Annotated in this window: 16 protein-coding genes; 8 read left to right on the forward strand and 8 right to left on the reverse strand. The window is 63.0% G+C overall.

Features of this window, described 5'->3' with window-relative positions; genetic code table 11:
- Positions 1 to 73 precede the first annotated feature (73 nt).
- The 7 genes from M2394_RS00475 (at position 74) to M2394_RS00505 (ending at position 9,627) form a co-directional block, all read left to right on the forward strand.
- Positions 74 to 1,279: a multidrug effflux MFS transporter gene (locus tag M2394_RS00475; protein WP_259171236.1), complete on the forward strand. Its 1,206-nt coding sequence runs from the start codon at positions 74 to 76 to the stop codon at positions 1,277 to 1,279.
- A 76-nt stretch (positions 1,280 to 1,355) separates the two neighbouring features.
- Positions 1,356 to 2,222: a pirin family protein gene (locus tag M2394_RS00480; RefSeq protein WP_259171237.1), complete on the forward strand. Its 867-nt coding sequence runs from the start codon at positions 1,356 to 1,358 to the stop codon at positions 2,220 to 2,222.
- Between the two features lie 166 nt (positions 2,223 to 2,388).
- The gene (locus M2394_RS00485; protein ID WP_259171238.1) at positions 2,389 to 3,834 is read left to right on the forward strand and encodes a mechanosensitive ion channel family protein; all 1,446 of its coding nucleotides are present in this window, start codon (positions 2,389 to 2,391) and stop codon (positions 3,832 to 3,834) included.
- Positions 3,835 to 3,956: 122 nt separating this feature from the next.
- Positions 3,957 to 5,381 carry an aldehyde dehydrogenase gene (aldA, locus tag M2394_RS00490; protein WP_178922987.1) on the forward strand — a complete coding sequence of 475 codons (1,425 nt, stop codon included), beginning with the start codon at positions 3,957 to 3,959 and terminating at the stop codon, positions 5,379 to 5,381.
- A gap of 76 nt (positions 5,382 to 5,457) precedes the next feature.
- Positions 5,458 to 6,768 (forward strand): nitrate/nitrite transporter, encoded by a 1,311-nt coding sequence (locus M2394_RS00495; protein WP_259171239.1) that lies wholly within the window; start codon positions 5,458 to 5,460, stop codon positions 6,766 to 6,768.
- 1 nt (position 6,769) lies between these two features.
- Positions 6,770 to 7,987 carry a mandelate racemase/muconate lactonizing enzyme family protein gene (locus M2394_RS00500; RefSeq protein ID WP_178922990.1) on the forward strand — a complete coding sequence of 406 codons (1,218 nt, stop codon included), beginning with the start codon at positions 6,770 to 6,772 and terminating at the stop codon, positions 7,985 to 7,987.
- Positions 7,988 to 8,013: 26 nt separating this feature from the next.
- Complete coding sequence (locus tag M2394_RS00505) at positions 8,014 to 9,627, forward strand: GMC family oxidoreductase (RefSeq protein WP_176999091.1); 1,614 nt, start codon at positions 8,014 to 8,016, stop codon at positions 9,625 to 9,627.
- A gap of 135 nt (positions 9,628 to 9,762) precedes the next feature.
- Here the strand turns inward: M2394_RS00505 and M2394_RS00510 are convergent, their stop codons facing one another.
- Together M2394_RS00510 and M2394_RS00515 are read right to left on the reverse strand one after the other, a co-directional pair.
- Positions 9,763 to 11,157: a sodium:solute symporter family protein gene (locus M2394_RS00510; RefSeq protein ID WP_259171240.1), complete on the reverse strand. Its 1,395-nt coding sequence runs from the start codon at positions 11,155 to 11,157 to the stop codon at positions 9,763 to 9,765.
- Between the two features lie 255 nt (positions 11,158 to 11,412).
- Entirely contained in the window at positions 11,413 to 12,516 is a 1,104-nt protein-coding gene (locus tag M2394_RS00515; protein ID WP_259171242.1) for a DSD1 family PLP-dependent enzyme, read from the reverse strand.
- 70 nt (positions 12,517 to 12,586) lie between these two features.
- Between M2394_RS00515 and M2394_RS00520 the strand changes: the two genes are divergently transcribed.
- Positions 12,587 to 13,213 (forward strand): transcriptional regulator, encoded by a 627-nt coding sequence (locus tag M2394_RS00520; RefSeq protein WP_178922998.1) that lies wholly within the window; start codon positions 12,587 to 12,589, stop codon positions 13,211 to 13,213.
- On the opposite strand, the gene M2394_RS00525 is transcribed toward M2394_RS00520, so the two are convergent.
- The 6 genes from M2394_RS00525 to M2394_RS00550 all read right to left on the reverse strand — a co-directional run bounded on the left by M2394_RS00525 (position 13,201) and on the right by M2394_RS00550 (position 18,375).
- Positions 13,201 to 13,581 carry a RidA family protein gene (locus M2394_RS00525; RefSeq protein ID WP_176999095.1) on the reverse strand — a complete coding sequence of 127 codons (381 nt, stop codon included), beginning with the start codon at positions 13,579 to 13,581 and terminating at the stop codon, positions 13,201 to 13,203. The genes M2394_RS00520 and M2394_RS00525 overlap by 13 nt on opposite strands.
- A gap of 7 nt (positions 13,582 to 13,588) precedes the next feature.
- A complete protein-coding gene (locus M2394_RS00530) occupies positions 13,589 to 14,842 on the reverse strand; it encodes a dicarboxylate/amino acid:cation symporter (RefSeq protein ID WP_259171243.1) in 1,254 nt (417 codons plus the stop codon).
- Positions 14,843 to 14,978: 136 nt separating this feature from the next.
- The gene (locus M2394_RS00535; RefSeq protein ID WP_259171244.1) at positions 14,979 to 15,938 is read right to left on the reverse strand and encodes a threo-3-hydroxy-L-aspartate ammonia-lyase; all 960 of its coding nucleotides are present in this window, start codon (positions 15,936 to 15,938) and stop codon (positions 14,979 to 14,981) included.
- 113 nt (positions 15,939 to 16,051) lie between these two features.
- The gene (locus M2394_RS00540) at positions 16,052 to 16,840 is read right to left on the reverse strand and encodes an ABC transporter ATP-binding protein (RefSeq protein ID WP_259171245.1); all 789 of its coding nucleotides are present in this window, start codon (positions 16,838 to 16,840) and stop codon (positions 16,052 to 16,054) included.
- 11 nt (positions 16,841 to 16,851) lie between these two features.
- A complete protein-coding gene (locus tag M2394_RS00545; protein WP_259171246.1) occupies positions 16,852 to 17,613 on the reverse strand; it encodes an ABC transporter permease in 762 nt (253 codons plus the stop codon).
- Between the two features lie 9 nt (positions 17,614 to 17,622).
- A complete protein-coding gene (locus M2394_RS00550) occupies positions 17,623 to 18,375 on the reverse strand; it encodes an ABC transporter permease (RefSeq protein WP_176999100.1) in 753 nt (250 codons plus the stop codon).
- Positions 18,376 to 18,424: the final 49 nt, after the last annotated feature.

Here is an 18,424-nt window from a genome sequence, read left to right on the forward strand (position 1 = left end):
AAAAATTATGGACATAATTTTTTACGCATATTATGGTCGAAATATAAATTAATCCAGCCCTCGGATATTCCCCATGGCAAACGCCCCGGCACCGTCACGCCGCTTGTTGTTTCTACTGGTTGCCCTTACCGCCTTGGGTGAGGTTTCGACCCAATTGATCATTCCCGGCCTTGGCGCCATCGAGCACGCACTGGCGGCGCCAGCGGGTTCGGCGCTGTTGGCGTTGTCGGCCTTCGTCGCGGCATTCGGCCTTGGCCAATTACTGTTCGGGCCGCTGTCGGACCGCATCGGCCGCCGCCCGGTATTGATCGGTGGCCTGGCGCTGTATGTGTTGGCGACGCTGTCGATGCTGTTGGTCAACGATATTGGTCAGTTCATCGCCGCCCGTGTGCTGCAAGGCCTGGGCGCCTGCGCCGCGTTGGTACTGGCGCGCACCGTGGTGCGGGATGTGTGGAAAGCCGAGGCGGGGCCTGCACTGGCCCTGACCATGATCGGCATGCTCTACGCCATTGTGGTCGCGCCGATGGTCGGTGGCCTGTTGATCAAGCTGTTCGGTTGGCACGCGCCGATCATCCTGGCGCTGGTGATTGGCAGCGTGGTGTTACTGCTGGCCCTGCTGTTCTTTCGCGAGAGCAACCACTTCCTCGATCCCAAAGCCGGCCATTGGCGCACGCTGGGCGGGCAATACCTGGACCTGCTCAAGGGCCGCCAATACCGCGCATTCGCCGTGGCCCTGGCGTGCACCTATGGCGCCATGTTTGCGGTGATTGCCGGTTCTTCAGCCGTGTTCATCAATCTGCTGGGCTTCAGCAGTCTGGAGTACGGCATCAATTTCGGCCTGATCGTGTCGATGCTCATCGTTGGCTCCACCTATACCCGGCGCAACATCATGCGCCTGGGCCCGCAGCGGATTGTGGCGATCGGTGTGACGATGGTGGCTGTCGGCGGCGTGTCCGCCGTGGCCATTTATAAGCTGTTCGGCTTGTCGGTACTGGGCCTGGATGTGCCGATCGCGCTGGTCACCCTTGGCGGTGGCCTGGTGTTACCGGGCTCGGTCACCGGTGCCGTCATGCCTAACGCGCACCGCGCGGGTCTGGCCGCAGGCTTGATGGGGTTTGCGCAGATGTTCGGCGCCACCTGCAGCGGTGTATTGCTAAGCCAGCTGCGCGATGGCAGTGCCGCGCCGATGATCATCATCCAGGCCTGTTTTGCGGTGACGGCCTTTATCGCGTTTCACTTGCTGCGTCAGCGCCAAGCCAAGGGATTGTCCTATACATAGAACGATCAAGGCCGCTTTTGCCGGCTAGTGCTCACCGGCCAACCGACTTAAGGTGTACTCACTTTGGAGGTACACCATGAAAAAATTGATCGGCATCTATACCAGCCCCCGCGCCCATTGGGTCGGTGACGGCTTCCCGGTGCGCACGCTGTTTTCCTACGACTCGATGGGTAAGCACATCAGCCCATTCCTGCTCCTGGATCACGCCGGCCCGGCCGATTTCACACCCACCGAACAGCGTCGCGGGGTCGGCCAACACCCGCATCGCGGTTTTGAAACCGTGACCATCGTGTATGACGGCGAGGTCGAACACCGCGATTCCACCGGCGCAGGCGGCAAAATCGGCCCTGGCGACGTGCAATGGATGACGGCGGCCAAGGGCATCCTCCACGAAGAGTTCCATTCCGAGGACTTCGCCCGTCGCGGCGGCGCACTGGAGATGGTGCAACTGTGGGTCAACCTGCCCGCCAAGGACAAAATGGCCGACGCCGGTTACCAGACGATTGTCGACGGCGACATTCCCGTGTTGCCCCTGGCCGACGGCGCCGGGCACCTGCGCCTGATTGCCGGTGAATTTGCCGGTGCCCAGGGCCCGGCGCGCACCTTTACGCCTATCGACGTGTGGGACTTGCGCCTCAACGCCGGCAAACCGGTCACTCTGGACCTGCACGCCGGCCGCAACACCGCGCTGGTGATCCTGCGCGGCACGGTGCTGGTCAACGGTGAAGAAGTCGCACGCCAAGGCCAATTGGCGCTGTTCGAGCGTGATGGCCGCCAGCTCACCCTGGAAGCCAACGATGACGCCAAGGTGCTGCTGCTCAGCGGCGAGCCGATCGACGAGCCCATTGTCGGCCACGGCCCGTTCGTGATGAACACCGAGCAGGAGATCCACCAGGCGTTCGAGGACTTCCACTCGGGCAAATTCGGCCAGATGCACGCCTGACCGCTCACCGCAAAACCCTGTAGGAGCCGGCTTGCCGGCGATAGCATCAGCGCGGTGTAACTCATATACCGAGGCGTCTGCATCGCAGGCAAGCCAGCTCCCACATTTTGTTTCCAGCGTTTTCATTTCATGCGATCTTCTCGGCATGTCCCCTGGAGCCGCCTGGATGCCCTCATTTATCGCTGAACACCCGATGCTGTGCGCCCTGGCGCTGATCTTTATCGACATCGCCGTGTGGCGCCTCATCTCCGTCAACCTCGCCAGCTGGAAACTCGCCGCACGCCTGGCGATCTTCGCCGTGTACAGCGCCGTACTGTTCAACGACGGCATGAACCCCATGCAAATGGCGCCCTATGCCGACAACACCGCCTTGCACCTGGCCGCCACGGCCTTGCAGATCGGCTGGTGGCTGTTCGCGGCGCGTACCCTTACGGTGTTGCTCGGCACGCTGATGATGCAGCGGGTCGGCCACACCGGGCGGCTGTTGCAGGACCTGGTGGGCGCGGTGATCTTCCTGATCGCGATCATCGCCGCCATGGCCTACGTGCTCGACCTGCCGGTCAAGGGCGTGCTCGCCACCTCCGGTGCGGTGGCGATCATCGTCGGCCTGGCGTTGCAGAGCACCCTCAGCGACGTGTTTTCCGGGATCGTCCTCAACACCACCAAGCCCTATCAGATCGATGACTGGATCTCCATCGACGGCACCGAAGGCCGGGTCACCGACATCGACTGGCGCGCCACGCGCCTGCAAACCTCCCAGGGCAGCCTGGCGGTGATCCCCAACTCCCTGGCGGCCAAGGCCAAGATCATCAACTTCTCCCGCCCGGCCGATATGTTTGGCCTGGCGGTCAGCCTGCAAGTCAGCCCCCACGCGCGCCCGCAAACCGTGATCGAGGCGCTGGAGCGGGCGATGCAGGGGTGCCGACCGCTGCTGGCCAAACCGGCACCCAGCGTGGCGTTCAAGACCTCTGCCAGTGGCGGCGTCGAGTACGAAATCAGTGGTTTTGTGCCGACCATGACCCTCAAGCGCGAAGTGCGCAATCAGCTGTACGACCTGGCGTTCCGGCACTTGCAAGCGGCGGGGGTGGGGCTGTTGTCGGCCACCGAAAGCAGCGCCCCACCGGCCATGTCCGCCGCGCGAGCGCTGCTGGAGCGTTCGTCGATCTTCTCCACCTTGCGCCAGGAAGAAAAAGACACCTTCAGCCAGAACATGACCCTGCACACCTACCGCACCGGCGAGATGATCCTGCCGGCCGGGGAGGTCAGCGATCACTTGTTCATCGTCGAGTCCGGCGTGGTCTCGGTGATGCTGATCAAGGGCGGCCATAAGTTTGAGGCCGGGCGCATGGGGCCGGGGGAGGTGATTGGCGAGGCGGGGATCTTGTCGGACCAGGCCGCGCTGGCGGATTTTTCGGCGAAGACCTTTTGCACCCTGTACCGCATCGAGAAGGAATACTTGAAGCCGTGCCTGGATGCGCGCCACGACATCAGCGAGGCGATGAAGGCGTTGCTCGATTTCCGCGTGCACGCCGCGCAGGCCCTGACCCAGGAGGCGCCGGTGGTGCCGGTGAAGAAGGGCTTCCTGCAGTGGCTGCGCCAACGCGGCTTGTGAGGGCCCAAACCGACTAACCTGCATTTTTCGCACGTTACCCTACGCAATAAATCGTTTGTCCAACGGCTGGCCGATGACAAAACTGCATGTCACTCGGATAACAACAACGTTGGGCGAACCACATGCAACTCGAGCGCAATTTTTTCAACGGTCAATTTGTCGAACCTGCCAGCGACGCGCTGATCGCCGTCTACAACCCGGCCACCGAAACCCTGGTGGGCCACGTCAGCGCGGCCACCGCCGATGAGGCGATTGCCGCCGTCGACGCCGCCGCGATCGCCCAGAAAACCTGGGGCAAGCTCACCAGTATCGAACGCGCCGAACACCTGCGGGCCTTTGCCGATGCCCTCGACGCCTGCGCCGAAGCCATTGGCACGGCCTTGGCCAGCGAGTCGGGCAAGAGCGTCAGCGACGCCAGCAACGAAGCGCGCTACGCCGCCCAGATCACCCGTTACCACGCCGAATGGGCGCGCCGTATCGAAGGCGAGATCATTCCCAGCGATACCCCGGACGAAAACCTGTTCCTGCAACGCGAGCCGATTGGTGTCGTGGCCTGCCTGATCCCGTTCAACTACCCGGTCTACACCCTGCTGCGCAAGATCGCCCCGGCGCTGATCGCGGGCAACACCGTGGTGGTGCGTCCGAGCAACAACACGCCGCTGTCGGCGTTCGAGATCGCCCGTGCGGTGGTCAAGGCCGGCATTCCGGCGGGTGTGATCAACATCCTGACCATGGACCACGGCACCGCTGCCAGCGTCTGCACCCACAAGGCCGTCGGCCTGATTACCCTCACCGGTAGCGTGAATGCCGGGCGCATCGTGCTCGATTACTGCAAGGCCAACATCGCCAAGCCGTCCCTGGAACTGGGCGGCAAGACCCCGGCGATCATCGAAGCCGACGCCGACCTGGAAAAGGCCGCCAGCGCCATTGTCGCCTCCAAGACCACCCACTGCGGCCAGCTGTGCACGGCGGTGGAGCGTGTCTACGTGCACGAGGCTGTCTACGACCGGTTCCTGGCCTTGCTCAAAACAAAGATCAGCGCGGTGAAGTTCGGTGATCGCGCAACCGACGCCAGCCTGATGGGCCCGCTGGTCAACGCCAGTTCGCAAAAGAATATCCACGCCATGGTCGAGCGCGCCGTCGCCGCCGGTGCTGTACTGGAAACAGGCGGCGTGCTGCCCGAAGGCCCGGGCCATTTCTACCCGCCGACCCTGCTCAGTGGTTGCCGCCAGGACATGGAAATCATCCAGGAAGAAATCTTCGGCCCGGTGTTGCCGGTGCTCAAGTACCGCGACATCGATGAAGCGCTGGCCATGGCCAACGACCATCAGTTCGGCCTGTCGTCGGTGCTCTACACCGAGAACTACCGCACGGCGATGAAAGTGGCGAATGCCATTGAAGCCGGCGAGTTGTACGTCAATCGCACCCCGGCTGACCCTTACCAAGGGTTCCACGCCGGCTGGAAACGCTCGGGGCTGGGCGGCGATGACGGTAAGCACGGGATGCTTGAATTCACCCAGACCCGCTTGGTGGTCATGAAGTACTGATCCACGAACACCTGCTGCACCTTCAATAAAAACAATTATCAGGGCACCCGCGCATCGGGTGCCTGAGGTCCACACGATGTCCAAGCCTGCACCCGTTGCCCAGGTTTCCGTTGCCGTGTCCGCGGCAAACAGCGACAAAGCCAGTCGCTACTTCCAATTGCTGTTGCTGGTACTGGCCGCAGGGGCGATCTACCCGATCCTCTACCTGCGCCAGGTCTACCAGACCACCATGCTGGAGGTGTTCCACATCAACCACAGCGAGCTGGGCTACCTGTACTCCATGCTGGGCACGATCTTCCTGCTCAGCTACCTGCCCAGCGGCTGGCTGGCCGACCGTTTGCCACCGCGTTTCCTGATCTTCTTCTCCCTGGTCGCCACCGGCGCACTGGGCCTGTGGTACGCCAGCGTGCCGTCGATGACCGGCCTGATGATCATCTTCGGCAGCTGGGGCCTGACCACCGGCCTGACGTTCTGGGCCTCGGTGCTCAAGCGCGTGAAGATGATTGCCCACCACACCGAACAGGGCCGTTTCTTCGGCATCCTCGACGGCGGCCGTGGGTTGGTGGAAGCCTTGCTCGCCACCGTCGCCCTGGGCTTGTTCGCCTACGCCACCGAGACCCGTAGCGAGTCGGCCGCCGAAGGCTTCAAGCACGTCGTGTACATGTACTCGTTCATCTGTATCGCCATCGGCTGCGGCCTGGTGCTGCTCAAGGACCCCAAGTCCCTGGCTGAAACCGCAGCGGTGGAGAAGGGCAAGTTCAACCTGATCGCCGACCTGACCACCCTGGTGAAGATCCCCGAGCTGTGGCTGGTGACCGCCATCGTGTTCTGTGGCTACCACATGTTCTGGGCCACCTATAGCTTCTCCGACTACCTGCAAGGCAGCGGCATGACCGCCGTGATGGCCGGCACCATCACCACCATCAAGCTGTGGATGCGCCCCATCGGCGGCATTGGTGGCGGCTGGCTGGGGGACAAGTTCTCGAACATCTCGGTGCTGATCGTCGCCCTGGCGCTGGTGACCCTGGCGATGGTCGGGCTGATCGTGTTCCCGGCGTTCAACAGCCTGGGCCTGCTGATCGGCACGGTGATCTTCATCGGCCTGATGACCTACGCGATCCGTGGCCTGTACTGGGCGATCCTCGACAGCTGTGACATCCCGCTGCGCATCACCGGGCTGGCCATCGGCATCGTCTCGGTGGTGGGTTACCTGCCGGACACCTTTATCCCGCTGATCAACGGCTACCTGACCGACACCTACCCAGGCAAGGCCGGCTACAACCTGTATTTCGGCTACATCGCCTTCATCGGCGTGCTTGGCACCCTCGCGGCCTTGACCCTGCGCGCCCGAATCAACCGTAAAAAATTCAACCAGACAGGTGCCTGAGATGAAAATCGTCGCCCTTGAAACCCATATCGTTGCCGTTCCACCGCCGCACATCGGCGGCATGTACTGGCTGTTCGTCAAGCTCAAGACCGACTGCGGCATCGAAGGCGTCGGCGAGATCTACGCTGCCACCTTCGGCCCCAAGGCCATGCTGCCGATCATCGAGGACGTGTTCGAGCGCTACCTGCTCAACCATGACCCGCACCACATCGAACGCTTCTTCCGCCAGGCCTACTCCAGCGGTTTCACCCAGCGCCCGGACCTGACCATGATGGGTGTGGTCAGCGGCCTGGAAATGGCCTGCTGGGACATCATCGGCAAGGCGGCGAACAAACCGGTCTACGAACTGCTTGGCGGCAAGGTCAACGAGCGCCTGCGCTCCTACACCTACCTGTACCCGGTCAACAGCAAGGGCGAGTACGACTACGACGACCCGGACCTGGCGGCCGAGTGCGCCATCGAGAACATGAACAAGGGCTTCACCGCCGTGAAGTTCGACCCGGCCGGCCCGTACACCGCGTACTCCGGTCACCAGGTCTCGCTGGAAGTGCTGGAGCGTTGCGAAACCTTCTGCCGCAAGATCCGCGAAGCAGTGGGCGACAAGTGCGACCTGCTGTTCGGCACCCACGGGCAGATGGTGCCGTCGTCGGCGATCCGCCTGGCCAAGCGCCTGGAAAAATACGACCCGCTGTGGTTTGAAGAGCCGGTGCCGCCAGGCCAGGAGGACGCCATGGCCCAGGTCGCGGCGAAGACCAGCATCCCGATTGCCACGGGCGAGCGCCTGACCACCAAGTACGAATTCTTCAAGCTGCTGCAAGCCGGTGGCGCGTCGATCCTGCAGATGAACGTGGCGCGCTGCGGCGGGCTGCTGGAAGCCAAGAAGATCGCGAGCATGGCCGAGGCCTACTACGCGCAGATCGCCCCGCACCTGTACAACGGGCCGATTGGCGCGGCTGCCAGCTTCCAGTTGGCCACCTGCACGCCGAACTTCCTGATCCAGGAAAGCATCATGACCTGGGGCGGTTTCCATGCCGAAGTCCTCACCAAGCCGCTGCAATGGGAGGACGGCTACATCATCCCGTCCACCGAGCCGGGCCTGGGGGTGGAGCTGAACATGGACGTGGTGCGCAAACACACGCCGTACACCGGTGAGCGCCTGCACCTGCAAATGGCGCCGACACCGGCTGACGTGAAAGACACTTCGCCCGCCAAGGGCTAAAAAAAACGACTACGCGGTAACCGTGAATGACATATGACTACATCATCGCCGGGGCTGGCGCCGCAGGCTGCGTCCTGGCCAACCGGTTGTCCGCCTCGGGCGAACACTCCGTGTTGCTGCTGGAAGCGGGCGGCAAGGACAGCTCCTGGTGGTTCAAGATCCCGGTCGGTTTCGCCAAGATGTATTACAACCCGACCTTCAACTGGATGTACTACAGCCAGCCGCAAAAGCAGTTGGCCGACCGTGCCATCTACGCCCCACGGGGCAAGGTGCAGGGCGGTTCGGGCTCGATCAACGCGATGATCTACGTGCGTGGCCAGGCCCATGACTTTAATGATTGGGCGGCCAACGGCAACGACGGCTGGGGCTTCAAAGACGTACTGCCGTACTTTCGCAAGCTGGAGAACCACCCCCTGGGCGACACCGAGTACCACGGCAGCAGCGGCCCGATCAGCATCACGCCGATGAAGGGCCAGACTCACCCGATCTGCGACGTATTCCTCAAGGGCTGCGAGCAACTGGGCTATGCCCACAGCGACGACTTCAACGGCCCGAACTTCGAAGGCGCCGGCCTGTATGACGTCAACACCCGCAACGGCGAGCGCAGTTCCAGCAGCTTTGCGCACCTGCACCCCGCGCTGGGGCGCTCCAACCTGACGGTGGAATTGCATGCCCTGGTCGACCGCGTGCTGTTCGACGACCAGCAGCGCGCCACCGGCATTGCCGTGACCCAGCACGGCGTGAGCCGCACCTTCACTGCGCGCAAGGAAGTGATTCTCTGCGCCGGCGCGGTGGACACGCCGAAGATCCTGCAACTGTCCGGCGTGGCCGATCAGCAGCTGCTGGCCGAGCACAATATCCCGCTGGTCAAGCACCTGCCGGCCGTGGGTGAAAACCTGCAGGACCACCTGTGCGCCAGTTATTACTACAAGGCCAATATCCCGACGCTGAATGACGAACTCAGCTCACTGTTCGGCCAGTTCAAGCTGGGCCTCAAATACCTGTTCACCCGCAAGGGCGCACTGGCGATGAGCGTCAACCAGGCCGGTGGTTTCTTTCGCGGCAACGAAGAGCAGAAAGACCCGAACCTGCAGCTGTATTTCAACCCGCTGTCGTACCAGATCCCGAAAAACAACAAGGCCAGCCTCAAGCCCGAGCCGTATTCCGGCTTCCTGCTGTGCTTCAACCCGTGCCGGCCGACCAGCCGGGGCACCATCCGCATCGCCTCGAAAAACCCGCGTGATGCGGCGCTGATCGACCCCAACTACCTGAGCACCCAGAAGGACATCGATGAGGTGATCCAGGGCAGCCGGTTGATGCGCAAGATCATGCAGGCGCCGGCACTCAAGGGCATCACCGTGGCCGAAGTCTTGCCGGGCGCGGCGGTGCAGACCGACGAAGAGATGCTGCAATACTTCCGCGAGAACAGCGGCTCGATCTACCACCTGTGCGGCTCCTGCGCCATGGGCTCGGACCCGCAGGTGTCGGTGGTGGACAAGCGCTTGAAGGTGCATGGGCTGGAAGGGCTGCGCATTGTCGATGCGTCGATCTTCCCCAACGTGACCTCGGGCAACACCCACGCGGCGGTGTTGATGGTGGCAGAGAAGGGCGCCGACCTGATCCTGCAAGACGCCGGCTAACCCTGTCGCCATCGTCTGTAGTGAGCGAGCTTGCTCGCGCCGGAGTGCGCAGCGCTCCCGCTTTTGTGGGGCCGCTTCGCAGCCCAGCGCGAGCAAGCTCGCTCACTACAGGATGGTGGTCTCAGCCTCTACAGATCAGGTGGCTTGTGTGGCCAGCGGGGTTGGGCGCTGCATCACATGGCTCAAACTCATGATGATCAACGGCGTCAGCAACGCCACGTAGGCGTTATCAACCCCCCACGGGTTCCCCGCCAGAAACCATCCCACCGTTGCCACCAATGACGCAATGATGCTCAAAAACGCCCCCGTCGCTGTGCCAAACCGTGGTGCATAGAACACCAGCAACACCAGCACCGCCAGGGACGCGCGCAGGGCTTTGCCGAGGAAGGCGATCATCAGCACCTTGTCCGAGGTCAGCGCCAGGGCAATGGGCAGCAAACCCACCGCAATCGTCGCCAGGCGCACGAAACGCAGGTTCTTCACGTCGCTTTTTTCCGGGTTGAACCACGGCTCGTAGAAGTCGCGCAGCAGCAACGTCGCCGAGCCCATGCTCACCGCCGAAATGGTGCCGAACAGCGAGCCGGCCAGGCCCGCGACCACCAGACCTGCGGTGAGCTGGTCCATGCTCGCGATCAGGCTGGGAAAGGCTTGCAGCGAATCCACCTGGGGAAACAGCACCGCGCTGCACATGCCAATCAACGCCGCGCCGATACCAAACGGCACCATCAGCACCGCTACGTAGAAACACGCGCGCTGGGCCTTGCCCGCATGGCTCACGGTATTGACCGCCTGGATCACGTACTGGGTGGAGAAAATCGAACCGATGCCAGCGATCATCCACGCGATGATCTGGCCCCAGCCTACGGTGGTCCATTCGAACATGCTGGCCGGCAAGTGCGCCTGCAACTGGCCAATGCCGCCGACCTGCTTGAGGCCGAACCACAGCGCCAGGCCAACCCCCAGGTATTTGAGTGCCGCGTGCACGAAGTTGGTGTAGATCACCGAACGCATGCCGCCGATGCTCACGTACACCACCGAGACCACGCCGACGATGACGATGGCCAGGGTGCGGTCCACTTGCATCACGCTCGCCAACACCGCGCCGCCGCTGGCGTAGATCGACACGGCGACGATCTCCAGGGCAAAAATGGTGATGATGGACGTGGCAAAGCGCGTGCGCTGGCCGTAGTTGCGCGAGAGCACGCCGGAGATGGTGTTGTCGCCCAGCTCCTTGTACTTGCGCGCCAGCAGCCAGGCGAACAGCACAAAGCCCAGGGCCAGGGCAAACAGGTTCCACGCGGCCGACAAGCCGACCTTGAAGCCGGTTTGTGCGGTACCAATGCTCACCGCCGTGCCGATGAACTCCGAGAGCATCAGGAAGCCAATCAAAAAGGCCGGAAAATGCCCGCCACCGGTGGTGTAGTTGGTGGCACTGCGCGAGTGCCGACGCACGCCGTAGCTGATCAGCGCGAGGCTGAACATGTACAGGCCAGTGATGGACAGGACGATCCAGGAGGAATGGGAGGGCATGGTTATACTCTTTAGGTATTTTTATAGTTGGCGCTAGTTTCACCCCTCTGTTTTGTTGGCGTCTAATATCAAGTGAGTATCAAATGATACCCACCAGGTATCTAGAAAGCCCCGTAGAAGCCGGCGCATCACCTCCTCCTGTGGGAGCTGGCTTGCCTGCGATGGGGCCTTTGAGCCATGCACTTGCCTCGTGGACGCCATCGCCGCGGTGCGACGATTCGACAAGCCGGGCTCCTAAAATGTTCTGTGCATGGGTTACCAGCCGCGTAAGCGTTCCCACACCTCTACGTCACCACTCTCTAACACCGCATGGTAACTGCCGAACTGCGCCCCGGTTGCACACGCATGGTTAGGCAAAATCCGCAGGCGTGTCCCCAATGGAAACTGTGCCACCACCTTCACCTCGTGCCCCTGGAACCGCGCCACACCGTGTTCCTGATTGGCACTGCTCAACAGCAGTCCATCGATCAGTTCACCGGCCTCATCGCACACTTGCCCATAACCAAAGTCGCGCTTCTGCGTTTGCGTGCCACGGTCCCGGCTCATCGCCATCCAGCCGGCGTCGGTGATGATCCAGCCTTTTTCCGGCTGATGGCCAATCACAGTGGTCAGCACGCTCAGGGCCAGTTCATCCGTGCGGCACACGCCGATGTTGTGCATCACCAGGTCGAAAAACGCATACACACCGGCACGCAGTTCGGTGACGCCTTCCAGGCTCACGGCTGACAGTGCGGTTGGCGTGGAGCCCACGCTCACCTGTTCACAACGCATCCCGGCTGCACGAATACGTTCGGCCGCCTCGACGCAGCGGGCGCGTTCCAGTTCGGCGATGGCTTGCAAGGCCTCGGGCGTGTCCAGGCCGTAGCTTTCGCCGGCATGGGTCAGCACGCCCACCAGGCTGTCGCCAAGCACCCGGGCGATCTCCAGCAAGGCGGGATCCTGCGGCTTGACCCCGGAACGATGACCGTCGCAATCGATCTCGATCATCACCGCAAAGGTTTCGCCCTGTTCCCGGCCGAAATCGACAATCGCTTGGGCCCCGGCGAGGCTGTCGGTGATCAGCGTCAATCCACAGCCCAGGCGCCGCAACGCCAGCGCTTGAGGCAATTTGTGCGGTGCCATGCCTACGGCGTACAGGATGTCGTGGATGCCCTGGGCAAAAAAGTACTCGGCTTCCTTGAGGGTCGACACCGTGATGCCACGGGCGCCCGCCGCGATTTGTGCCGCCACCACCTGGGCGCACTTATGGGTTTTGACATGCGGACGCAGTTGCACGCCCAGGCTGTCGGCCCTTTGCTGCATGCGCTCAATGTTGCGCTGCATTTTCACGGTATCAATCAGTGCGGCAGGGGTGTCCATGGTTGAAGCTCCACGATAGGGGGCAGGGTCGAAATTGACGCCCTGTCCAGGACTGGATATGTTGTCTTGCATGAAAAAGACCTCGCTTGAAGAAACCACCCTGATCAGCCAGCTCGAACAGATCGCCGAAGGCTTGAGCCAAACCTTCAGCCCGTTCTGCGAAGTGGTGCTGCACGATTTGCGCGACCCGCAGCACGCGATTCTGGCCATCCACAACAACCTTTCGGGCCGTGCGCCGGGCGACCCGGCCACCGAACTGGGCCTGGCGCGCATCGCCGACCCCGAGTACCCGCAAATCATTGCCAACTACCAGAACCAGTTCAGCGATGGCCGCCAGGTGAAAAGCACCTCCATTGGCATCAAGGACGCCAGCGGCCAATACGTGGCGGCCCTGTGCATGAACGTCGACCTGTCGTTGTTCCGTGGTTTGCAGAGCCTGCTCGAACAGTTCGGCTCGGTGAGCGGCGACAAGCCCGGTGAATCCCTGGACCCGTCCGGGGCCGACGCCATCCGTGCGCGCATCGACCAGTTCGCCGCACGCCTGGCCACCACCCCGCGCGCCCTCAAGGCCGCGGATCGGCGCCTGCTCATGCAGGAGCTCAAGGACTCCGGTTGCATGGACGTGCGCCGGGCCATGGAGACCGTGGCCTCGCACCTGGGCGTGTCGCGCGCGGCGGTCTACACCTACGCCAAGTAGCGCGCCACCGCTTCAATCTCCACCAGATAACCGTGATGCAGCTCCGGCACCGGCACCACCGCCCGTGCCGGCCGATGCTCGCCCAGCGCGGCGGCGTACACGCGATCGAATTCCGGCCAGTGCCGAACCCCGGCCACATACACCGTGACCTTCACCAGGTCCTGGGGCGTGCCGCCGGCGGCCTGCAAAATCGCCAGCAAATTGTCCAGCGCCAGTTGCGCCTGCTCGGCAAAAGGCGCCGACAGGTTATGGCGCCCGTCGGGGCTCACCGGCAATTGCCCGGAGATGTACAGCGTGCCGTTGTGGCTGGCGGCCTGGGAATAATGGCCGGCAGGCGGCGACGCGTTCGGGGTGTGATGCAGAGTCATAGTGGTCTCAAGCAAGGGAGGGAAGGGGAGCCGGTTGAGGCTGTTCGTCGGGTGTAGTGCTGCCGATCACTGCCGTGGCCACGCCACAGCCGAACACGTTGGTGGCGGTGCGGCCCATGTCCAGGATCGGGTCCACTGCCAGGATCAGCAGCAAACCGGCTTCCGGCAGGCCCACCATCGGCAAGCCGGCCGCGAGCACCACCAGCGAGCCACGGGCCACGCCGGCCGTGCCTTTGCTGATCACCAGCAAGGTCAGCAGCACCATCACCTGGTGGCCGAAACTCATGTCGATGCCGTAGGCCTGGGCGATGAACATCACGATAAAGGCCTGGTACATCATCGAACCGTCGAGGTTGAACGAGTAACCCAGGGGCAATACAAAACTGGTCACGCGTTTGGGCGAGCCGAAGCTGTCGAGGGCGTCGATGGTCTTGGGGTAGGCCGCCTCGCTGCTGGCCGTGGAGAACGCCAACAACACCGGGCTTCGCAGGAGATGCAGCAGGTGCTTGAAACGTGCGCCCAGGGCGATGTAGCCAGCGCCGCCGATCACCAGCCAGAGCAGCGCCAGGCCAAGGTAGAACTGCGCGATCAACTTGCCGAAGCTCACCAGCATGCCCAGCCCGTACAGACTGATGGTGGCGGCGATGGCGGCAAACACCGCGAGCGGCGCCACCCACATCACGTACTCGGTGATGCGAAACATCACCTGGGTCAGCTCTTCGAGCACGCTCAGGATGCTCGACTTGCCCTGGCCTTTGACAAACGCCAGGCCCGCACCGAAGAACAGCGAAAACACCACGATCTGCAGCACCTCGTTATTGCCCATGGCCTCGACGATGCTGCGCGGGAACACATGGGACAAAAAGCCCGAGAGGTTGAAGCTGGCGGTGTTCAAACCACTGGCGCCGCTGGTGGGCGTATTCAGGCCAAGCCCTACGCCGGGTTGGAACAGGTTGGCCAGCAACAGCCCGATCAGCAGCGACACCACCGAGGCCAGCAAGAACCAGCTCATCGCCTTGAGGCCCACACGGCCAATGGCGCCGCTGTCGGCCATGCTCGCGACCCCGCTGATCAGCGTGGCCAGCACCAGCGGCGCGATCACCATCTTGATCAGGCGCAGGAACACATCGGTCACCAGGTTGAAGTAACCGGCGAGGGTCTTGGCGGTGTCGGCATCCAGTTGCGCATGCAACACGGCTCCCACCAGTACACCCAGGAGTATCGCAATCACGATGGCCCGGGCCAGGTAACGGTTTTTCATAAGCACCTCTTGTTGTTGAGGCCCGGGGCGGGCCCGGGCGTTTTTTATCGGCGGCAGTTTTCAGCAGGCAAAGCGGGGCCGTCAGCGCCTCGGCGGGCGCTTTTCGGCCATTAATCTGGTGTGTGCGGGGCGCGGGTCAGCCTTGGAGCAGGCTCGCGTATTTCTCGATGTCGACGTTGCCACCGGTGACGATGATGCCCACGCGCTGGCCCTTGAACCGGCCATTGGCATTGCGCAAGGCCGCCAGGCCCAGGCAACCGGTGGGCTCCACCACCATCTTCATGCGCTGCATGAAGAAGCGCATGCCCTCCACCAGTTGCGCGTCGGACACGGTGAGGATGTCGTTCACCTGGTCACGGATGATCGGAAACGTATGCTCCCCCAGGTGCTGGGTCTGGGCGCCGTCGGCAATCGTGGCCGGGGTATCGATGTGCACGATGCTACCCGTCTGGAACGAGCGCTGGCCGTCATTGCCGGCCTCGGGTTCGACGCCGTACAGCAGGCAATCCGGCGCCAGGGCGCGGGTCGACAGCGCGGTGCCCGAGAGCATGCCGCCACCGCCCAGGCCAACGAACAGCGCGTCCAGGGGCCCGGTGAATTCCAGCAGCTCCTTGGCGGCGGTGCCTTGGCCGGCGAGCACGTCGGGGTGGTCGTAGGACGGGATCAGGGTCATGCCGTGCTCTAGCGCCAGGGTCCGGCCGATCTGCTCGCGGTCTTCAGTGACGCGGTCGTAGAACACCACGCTGGCACCGTATTCACGGGTGGCCGCGACCTTCGCTGCCGGCGCGTCAGTGGGCATGACGATGGTCGCCGGCATCTGCAGCAGGCGCGCGGCCAAGGCGATGCCCTGGGCGTGGTTGCCGGAAGAGAACGCCACCACCCCGGCCTTGCGCTGCTGCTCGTCAAAGCGCGACAGGGCGTTGAACGCGCCGCGAAACTTGAACGAGCCGGTGCGTTGCAGGTTCTCGCACTTGATGAACACCTGGGCGCCGGTCTCGGCATCGAGGGTGCGCGAGGTGAAGACCGGCGTGCGATGGGCAAAGCCTTCCAGGCGCTGGGCGGCGGCGGCGACGTCGTGGTAGATGGACAGTTGCATGGGACGGACCTCTGGAAAAGTACCCGGGCACGGAAGCCCTGTTGTCTATGTCTGGATAAAATATCCATATCAAGACAAATTGTAAAGTTCCGTCTGTCACATGCGCTTTGGCATCAGTGGCCCACGAGTTCCTCCAGCAACTGCTCCTTGTAGGCTTGCAGTACCGGCGAGGTTCGGTCCCGTGGGTGGGGCAGGTCGACGCGGATTTCATGCTTGATCCGCCCAGGGTGGGCGTCCATCACAATCACCCGGTCACCCAGGTACAGCGCTTCTTCGATGTCGTGGGTCACCATGATCACCGTGCAGCGCTGTTGCACCCAGATACGTTGCAGCTCCCGTTGCAGGTGCACGCGGGTCAGGGCGTCCAAGGCGCCCAGCGGCTCATCCAGCAGCAACACCTTGGGCTTGTTGATCAGCGCCCGCGCGATTGCCGCACGTTGTGCCATGCCACCGGAGAGTTGATGGGGGTAGGCGTTCTCGAAGCCGCTGAGGTTCACCAAGGCAATATGCTCGGTCACCAAACGGCTTTTTTCGGCCTGGGGCAGCGTGTGGTTTTTCAGGGCCAGGGCGATGTTCTCGCTGACGGTCATCCACGGGAACAGGCGGTGGTCCTGGAACACGATGCCGCGCTCCAGCCCTGTGGCAGCGATGCGTTTACCGTCCAACAGGATGTCGCCTTGGTACTCGGCTTCCAGCCCGACGATCAGGCGCAGCAGGGTGGACTTGCCGCAGCCGCTGGCGCCGACAATGCTGATGAATTCCCCCGGGCGCACGTCGAGGTGGATGTCCTGCAGCACCGGCAGGTCGCGGCCTTCGATGCGATAGGCCTTGTTCAGGCCGCGAATCTGCAGGGCGCCGGTCTGCACGTGCTGGTGGAGGGCGTGGTGGGCAATGGCATTCATATCGGGACCTTTCAACGGAGGTTGCGCCAGCGCAACAGGTGGCGGCTCAGCAGGGTGAACAACAGCGTCATCAAGTAGCCGAGCAAACCGATGCACAGCACACTCAGCACGATCACTTCCATGCGTGAGCCGGCTTCGGCGTTCATCATCAAATTGCCCAGGCCGGCGCCGGAGGACAGGAACAGCTCACTGCCGATCGCCGTGACCCAGGCAAACGCCAGGGCGTGCAACACGCCGGTGGCAATGCTCGGCAGCGCGGCCGGCAGCAGCACCTGGGTGAACTGTTGCAGCGGCGTCAGCACCAGCACCTGGCCGACTTCACGGTAGCGGCGCTCCACATGGTTGAAGCCTTGATAGGTGTTGAGCACCATCGGGTAAAACGCCGCGAGGCTGACGATCAGCACCTTGGAGAACTCGCCGTTGCCGAACCACATGGCAATCAGCGGGATCCAGCCGAGCATCGGCACCTGGCGAATCGAATGGAACAGCGGGCCGATCAAGCGGTTGGCCACGCCTGACAGCGCCATCAGCACCCCCAGCGTCACGCCGAACAGGATGCCCAGCACCAGGCCGGTGCTGGTGCGCGCCAGGCTGGCCAGCAGGTTGACCAGCAACTCGCCGTTGCCGAGCATTTCCCACAGCGCGGCGCCGATCGCCGACAGCGGCACAAACGCATACGCGCCTGCCGCGTCCTGGCGCGAGGCGTATTCCCAGGCCAGGATCAACAGCAGTGGCAGCAACAGGCCGCGTGATTTTCTCAACAAGGGCAGCATGGGGAACTCCTAGCGGGTCTGCCAACGGAACAGGCGTTGTTCGAGGCGACGAAAGCCGTAGTCGAGGCCGAAGCCGATCACTCCGGTGACCACCACGCCAACCATCACCACATCGATGCGCAGCATCTGCCGGGCCATTTCGATCATCTGTCCCAGGCCGCTGTCGGCCGCCAGCAATTCGGTGGCCACCAGCACCACCCAGGCGCGGGTCAGGCTGATGCGAAAACCGGTGATGATCGGCGGCGCGGCGGCGGGCAGGGCCACCAGGCGCACAAACGTCGGCCAGCGCAGGCGGTACACATCGGCCACTTCAAAATAACTGCGCGGGATGCCACGCACGCCTTCGCCGGCCGCCAGGGCCACGGGGAAAAACGCGGTCTTGGCGACGATGATGATCTTGAAGGTTTCGTCGATACCAAACAGCAGCACGAACATTGGGATCAAGGCGATGCTGGGGATCTGGCGCAGGGTGTGGAACAGTGGGCCGCAATACGCCTCGACGTTCTTGGACAGCGCCATCAGCACGCCAAAGGCCAGGCCGCACAGCGAGCCGATGCCAAACCCCAGGCCCAGGCGTGACAGGCTGTTGCCCAAGTGGTCGAGCAGCTCGCCGCTGGCGAGCAGTTCTTCAAAGGTTTGCAGCACCTGGGCCGGTGGCACCAGCAGGTTGCGCGGGAAAATGCCGAGATGGGCTACCAGCGCCCAGGTGGCGAGGAGGGCGAGGGGTGAGATAAGCCAGGAGAGCAGTCGAAGGAGGCGCATGGCGGGTCTTAATTGGACTAAGTACCCGCTGGCTATCGCAAGACATGTG

This window comes from Pseudomonas sp. BIGb0164 (assembly GCF_024810135.1).
In the GTDB taxonomy this organism is placed as follows: domain Bacteria; phylum Pseudomonadota; class Gammaproteobacteria; order Pseudomonadales; family Pseudomonadaceae; genus Aquipseudomonas.

Coding starts and splice junctions, on each gene's coding strand:
- M2394_RS00500 (WP_178922990.1), top strand. CDS start 6,770: ATGAAAATCGTCGCCCTTGAAACCCATATCGTTGCCGTTCCACCGCCG.
- M2394_RS00540 (WP_259171245.1), bottom strand. CDS start 16,840: ATGAATGCCATTGCCCACCACGCCCTCCACCAGCACGTGCAGACCGGC.
- M2394_RS00495 (WP_259171239.1), top strand. CDS start 5,458: ATGTCCAAGCCTGCACCCGTTGCCCAGGTTTCCGTTGCCGTGTCCGCG.
- M2394_RS00480 (WP_259171237.1), top strand. CDS start 1,356: ATGAAAAAATTGATCGGCATCTATACCAGCCCCCGCGCCCATTGGGTC.
- M2394_RS00520 (WP_178922998.1), top strand. CDS start 12,587: ATGAAAAAGACCTCGCTTGAAGAAACCACCCTGATCAGCCAGCTCGAA.
- M2394_RS00535 (WP_259171244.1), bottom strand. CDS start 15,938: ATGCAACTGTCCATCTACCACGACGTCGCCGCCGCCGCCCAGCGCCTG.
- M2394_RS00550 (WP_176999100.1), bottom strand. CDS start 18,375: ATGCGCCTCCTTCGACTGCTCTCCTGGCTTATCTCACCCCTCGCCCTC.
- M2394_RS00525 (WP_176999095.1), bottom strand. CDS start 13,581: ATGACTCTGCATCACACCCCGAACGCGTCGCCGCCTGCCGGCCATTAT.
- M2394_RS00485 (WP_259171238.1), top strand. CDS start 2,389: ATGCCCTCATTTATCGCTGAACACCCGATGCTGTGCGCCCTGGCGCTG.
- M2394_RS00530 (WP_259171243.1), bottom strand. CDS start 14,842: ATGAAAAACCGTTACCTGGCCCGGGCCATCGTGATTGCGATACTCCTG.
- aldA (WP_178922987.1), top strand. CDS start 3,957: ATGCAACTCGAGCGCAATTTTTTCAACGGTCAATTTGTCGAACCTGCC.
- M2394_RS00515 (WP_259171242.1), bottom strand. CDS start 12,516: ATGGACACCCCTGCCGCACTGATTGATACCGTGAAAATGCAGCGCAAC.
- M2394_RS00505 (WP_176999091.1), top strand. CDS start 8,014: ATGACATATGACTACATCATCGCCGGGGCTGGCGCCGCAGGCTGCGTC.
- M2394_RS00545 (WP_259171246.1), bottom strand. CDS start 17,613: ATGCTGCCCTTGTTGAGAAAATCACGCGGCCTGTTGCTGCCACTGCTG.
- M2394_RS00475 (WP_259171236.1), top strand. CDS start 74: ATGGCAAACGCCCCGGCACCGTCACGCCGCTTGTTGTTTCTACTGGTT.
- M2394_RS00510 (WP_259171240.1), bottom strand. CDS start 11,157: ATGCCCTCCCATTCCTCCTGGATCGTCCTGTCCATCACTGGCCTGTAC.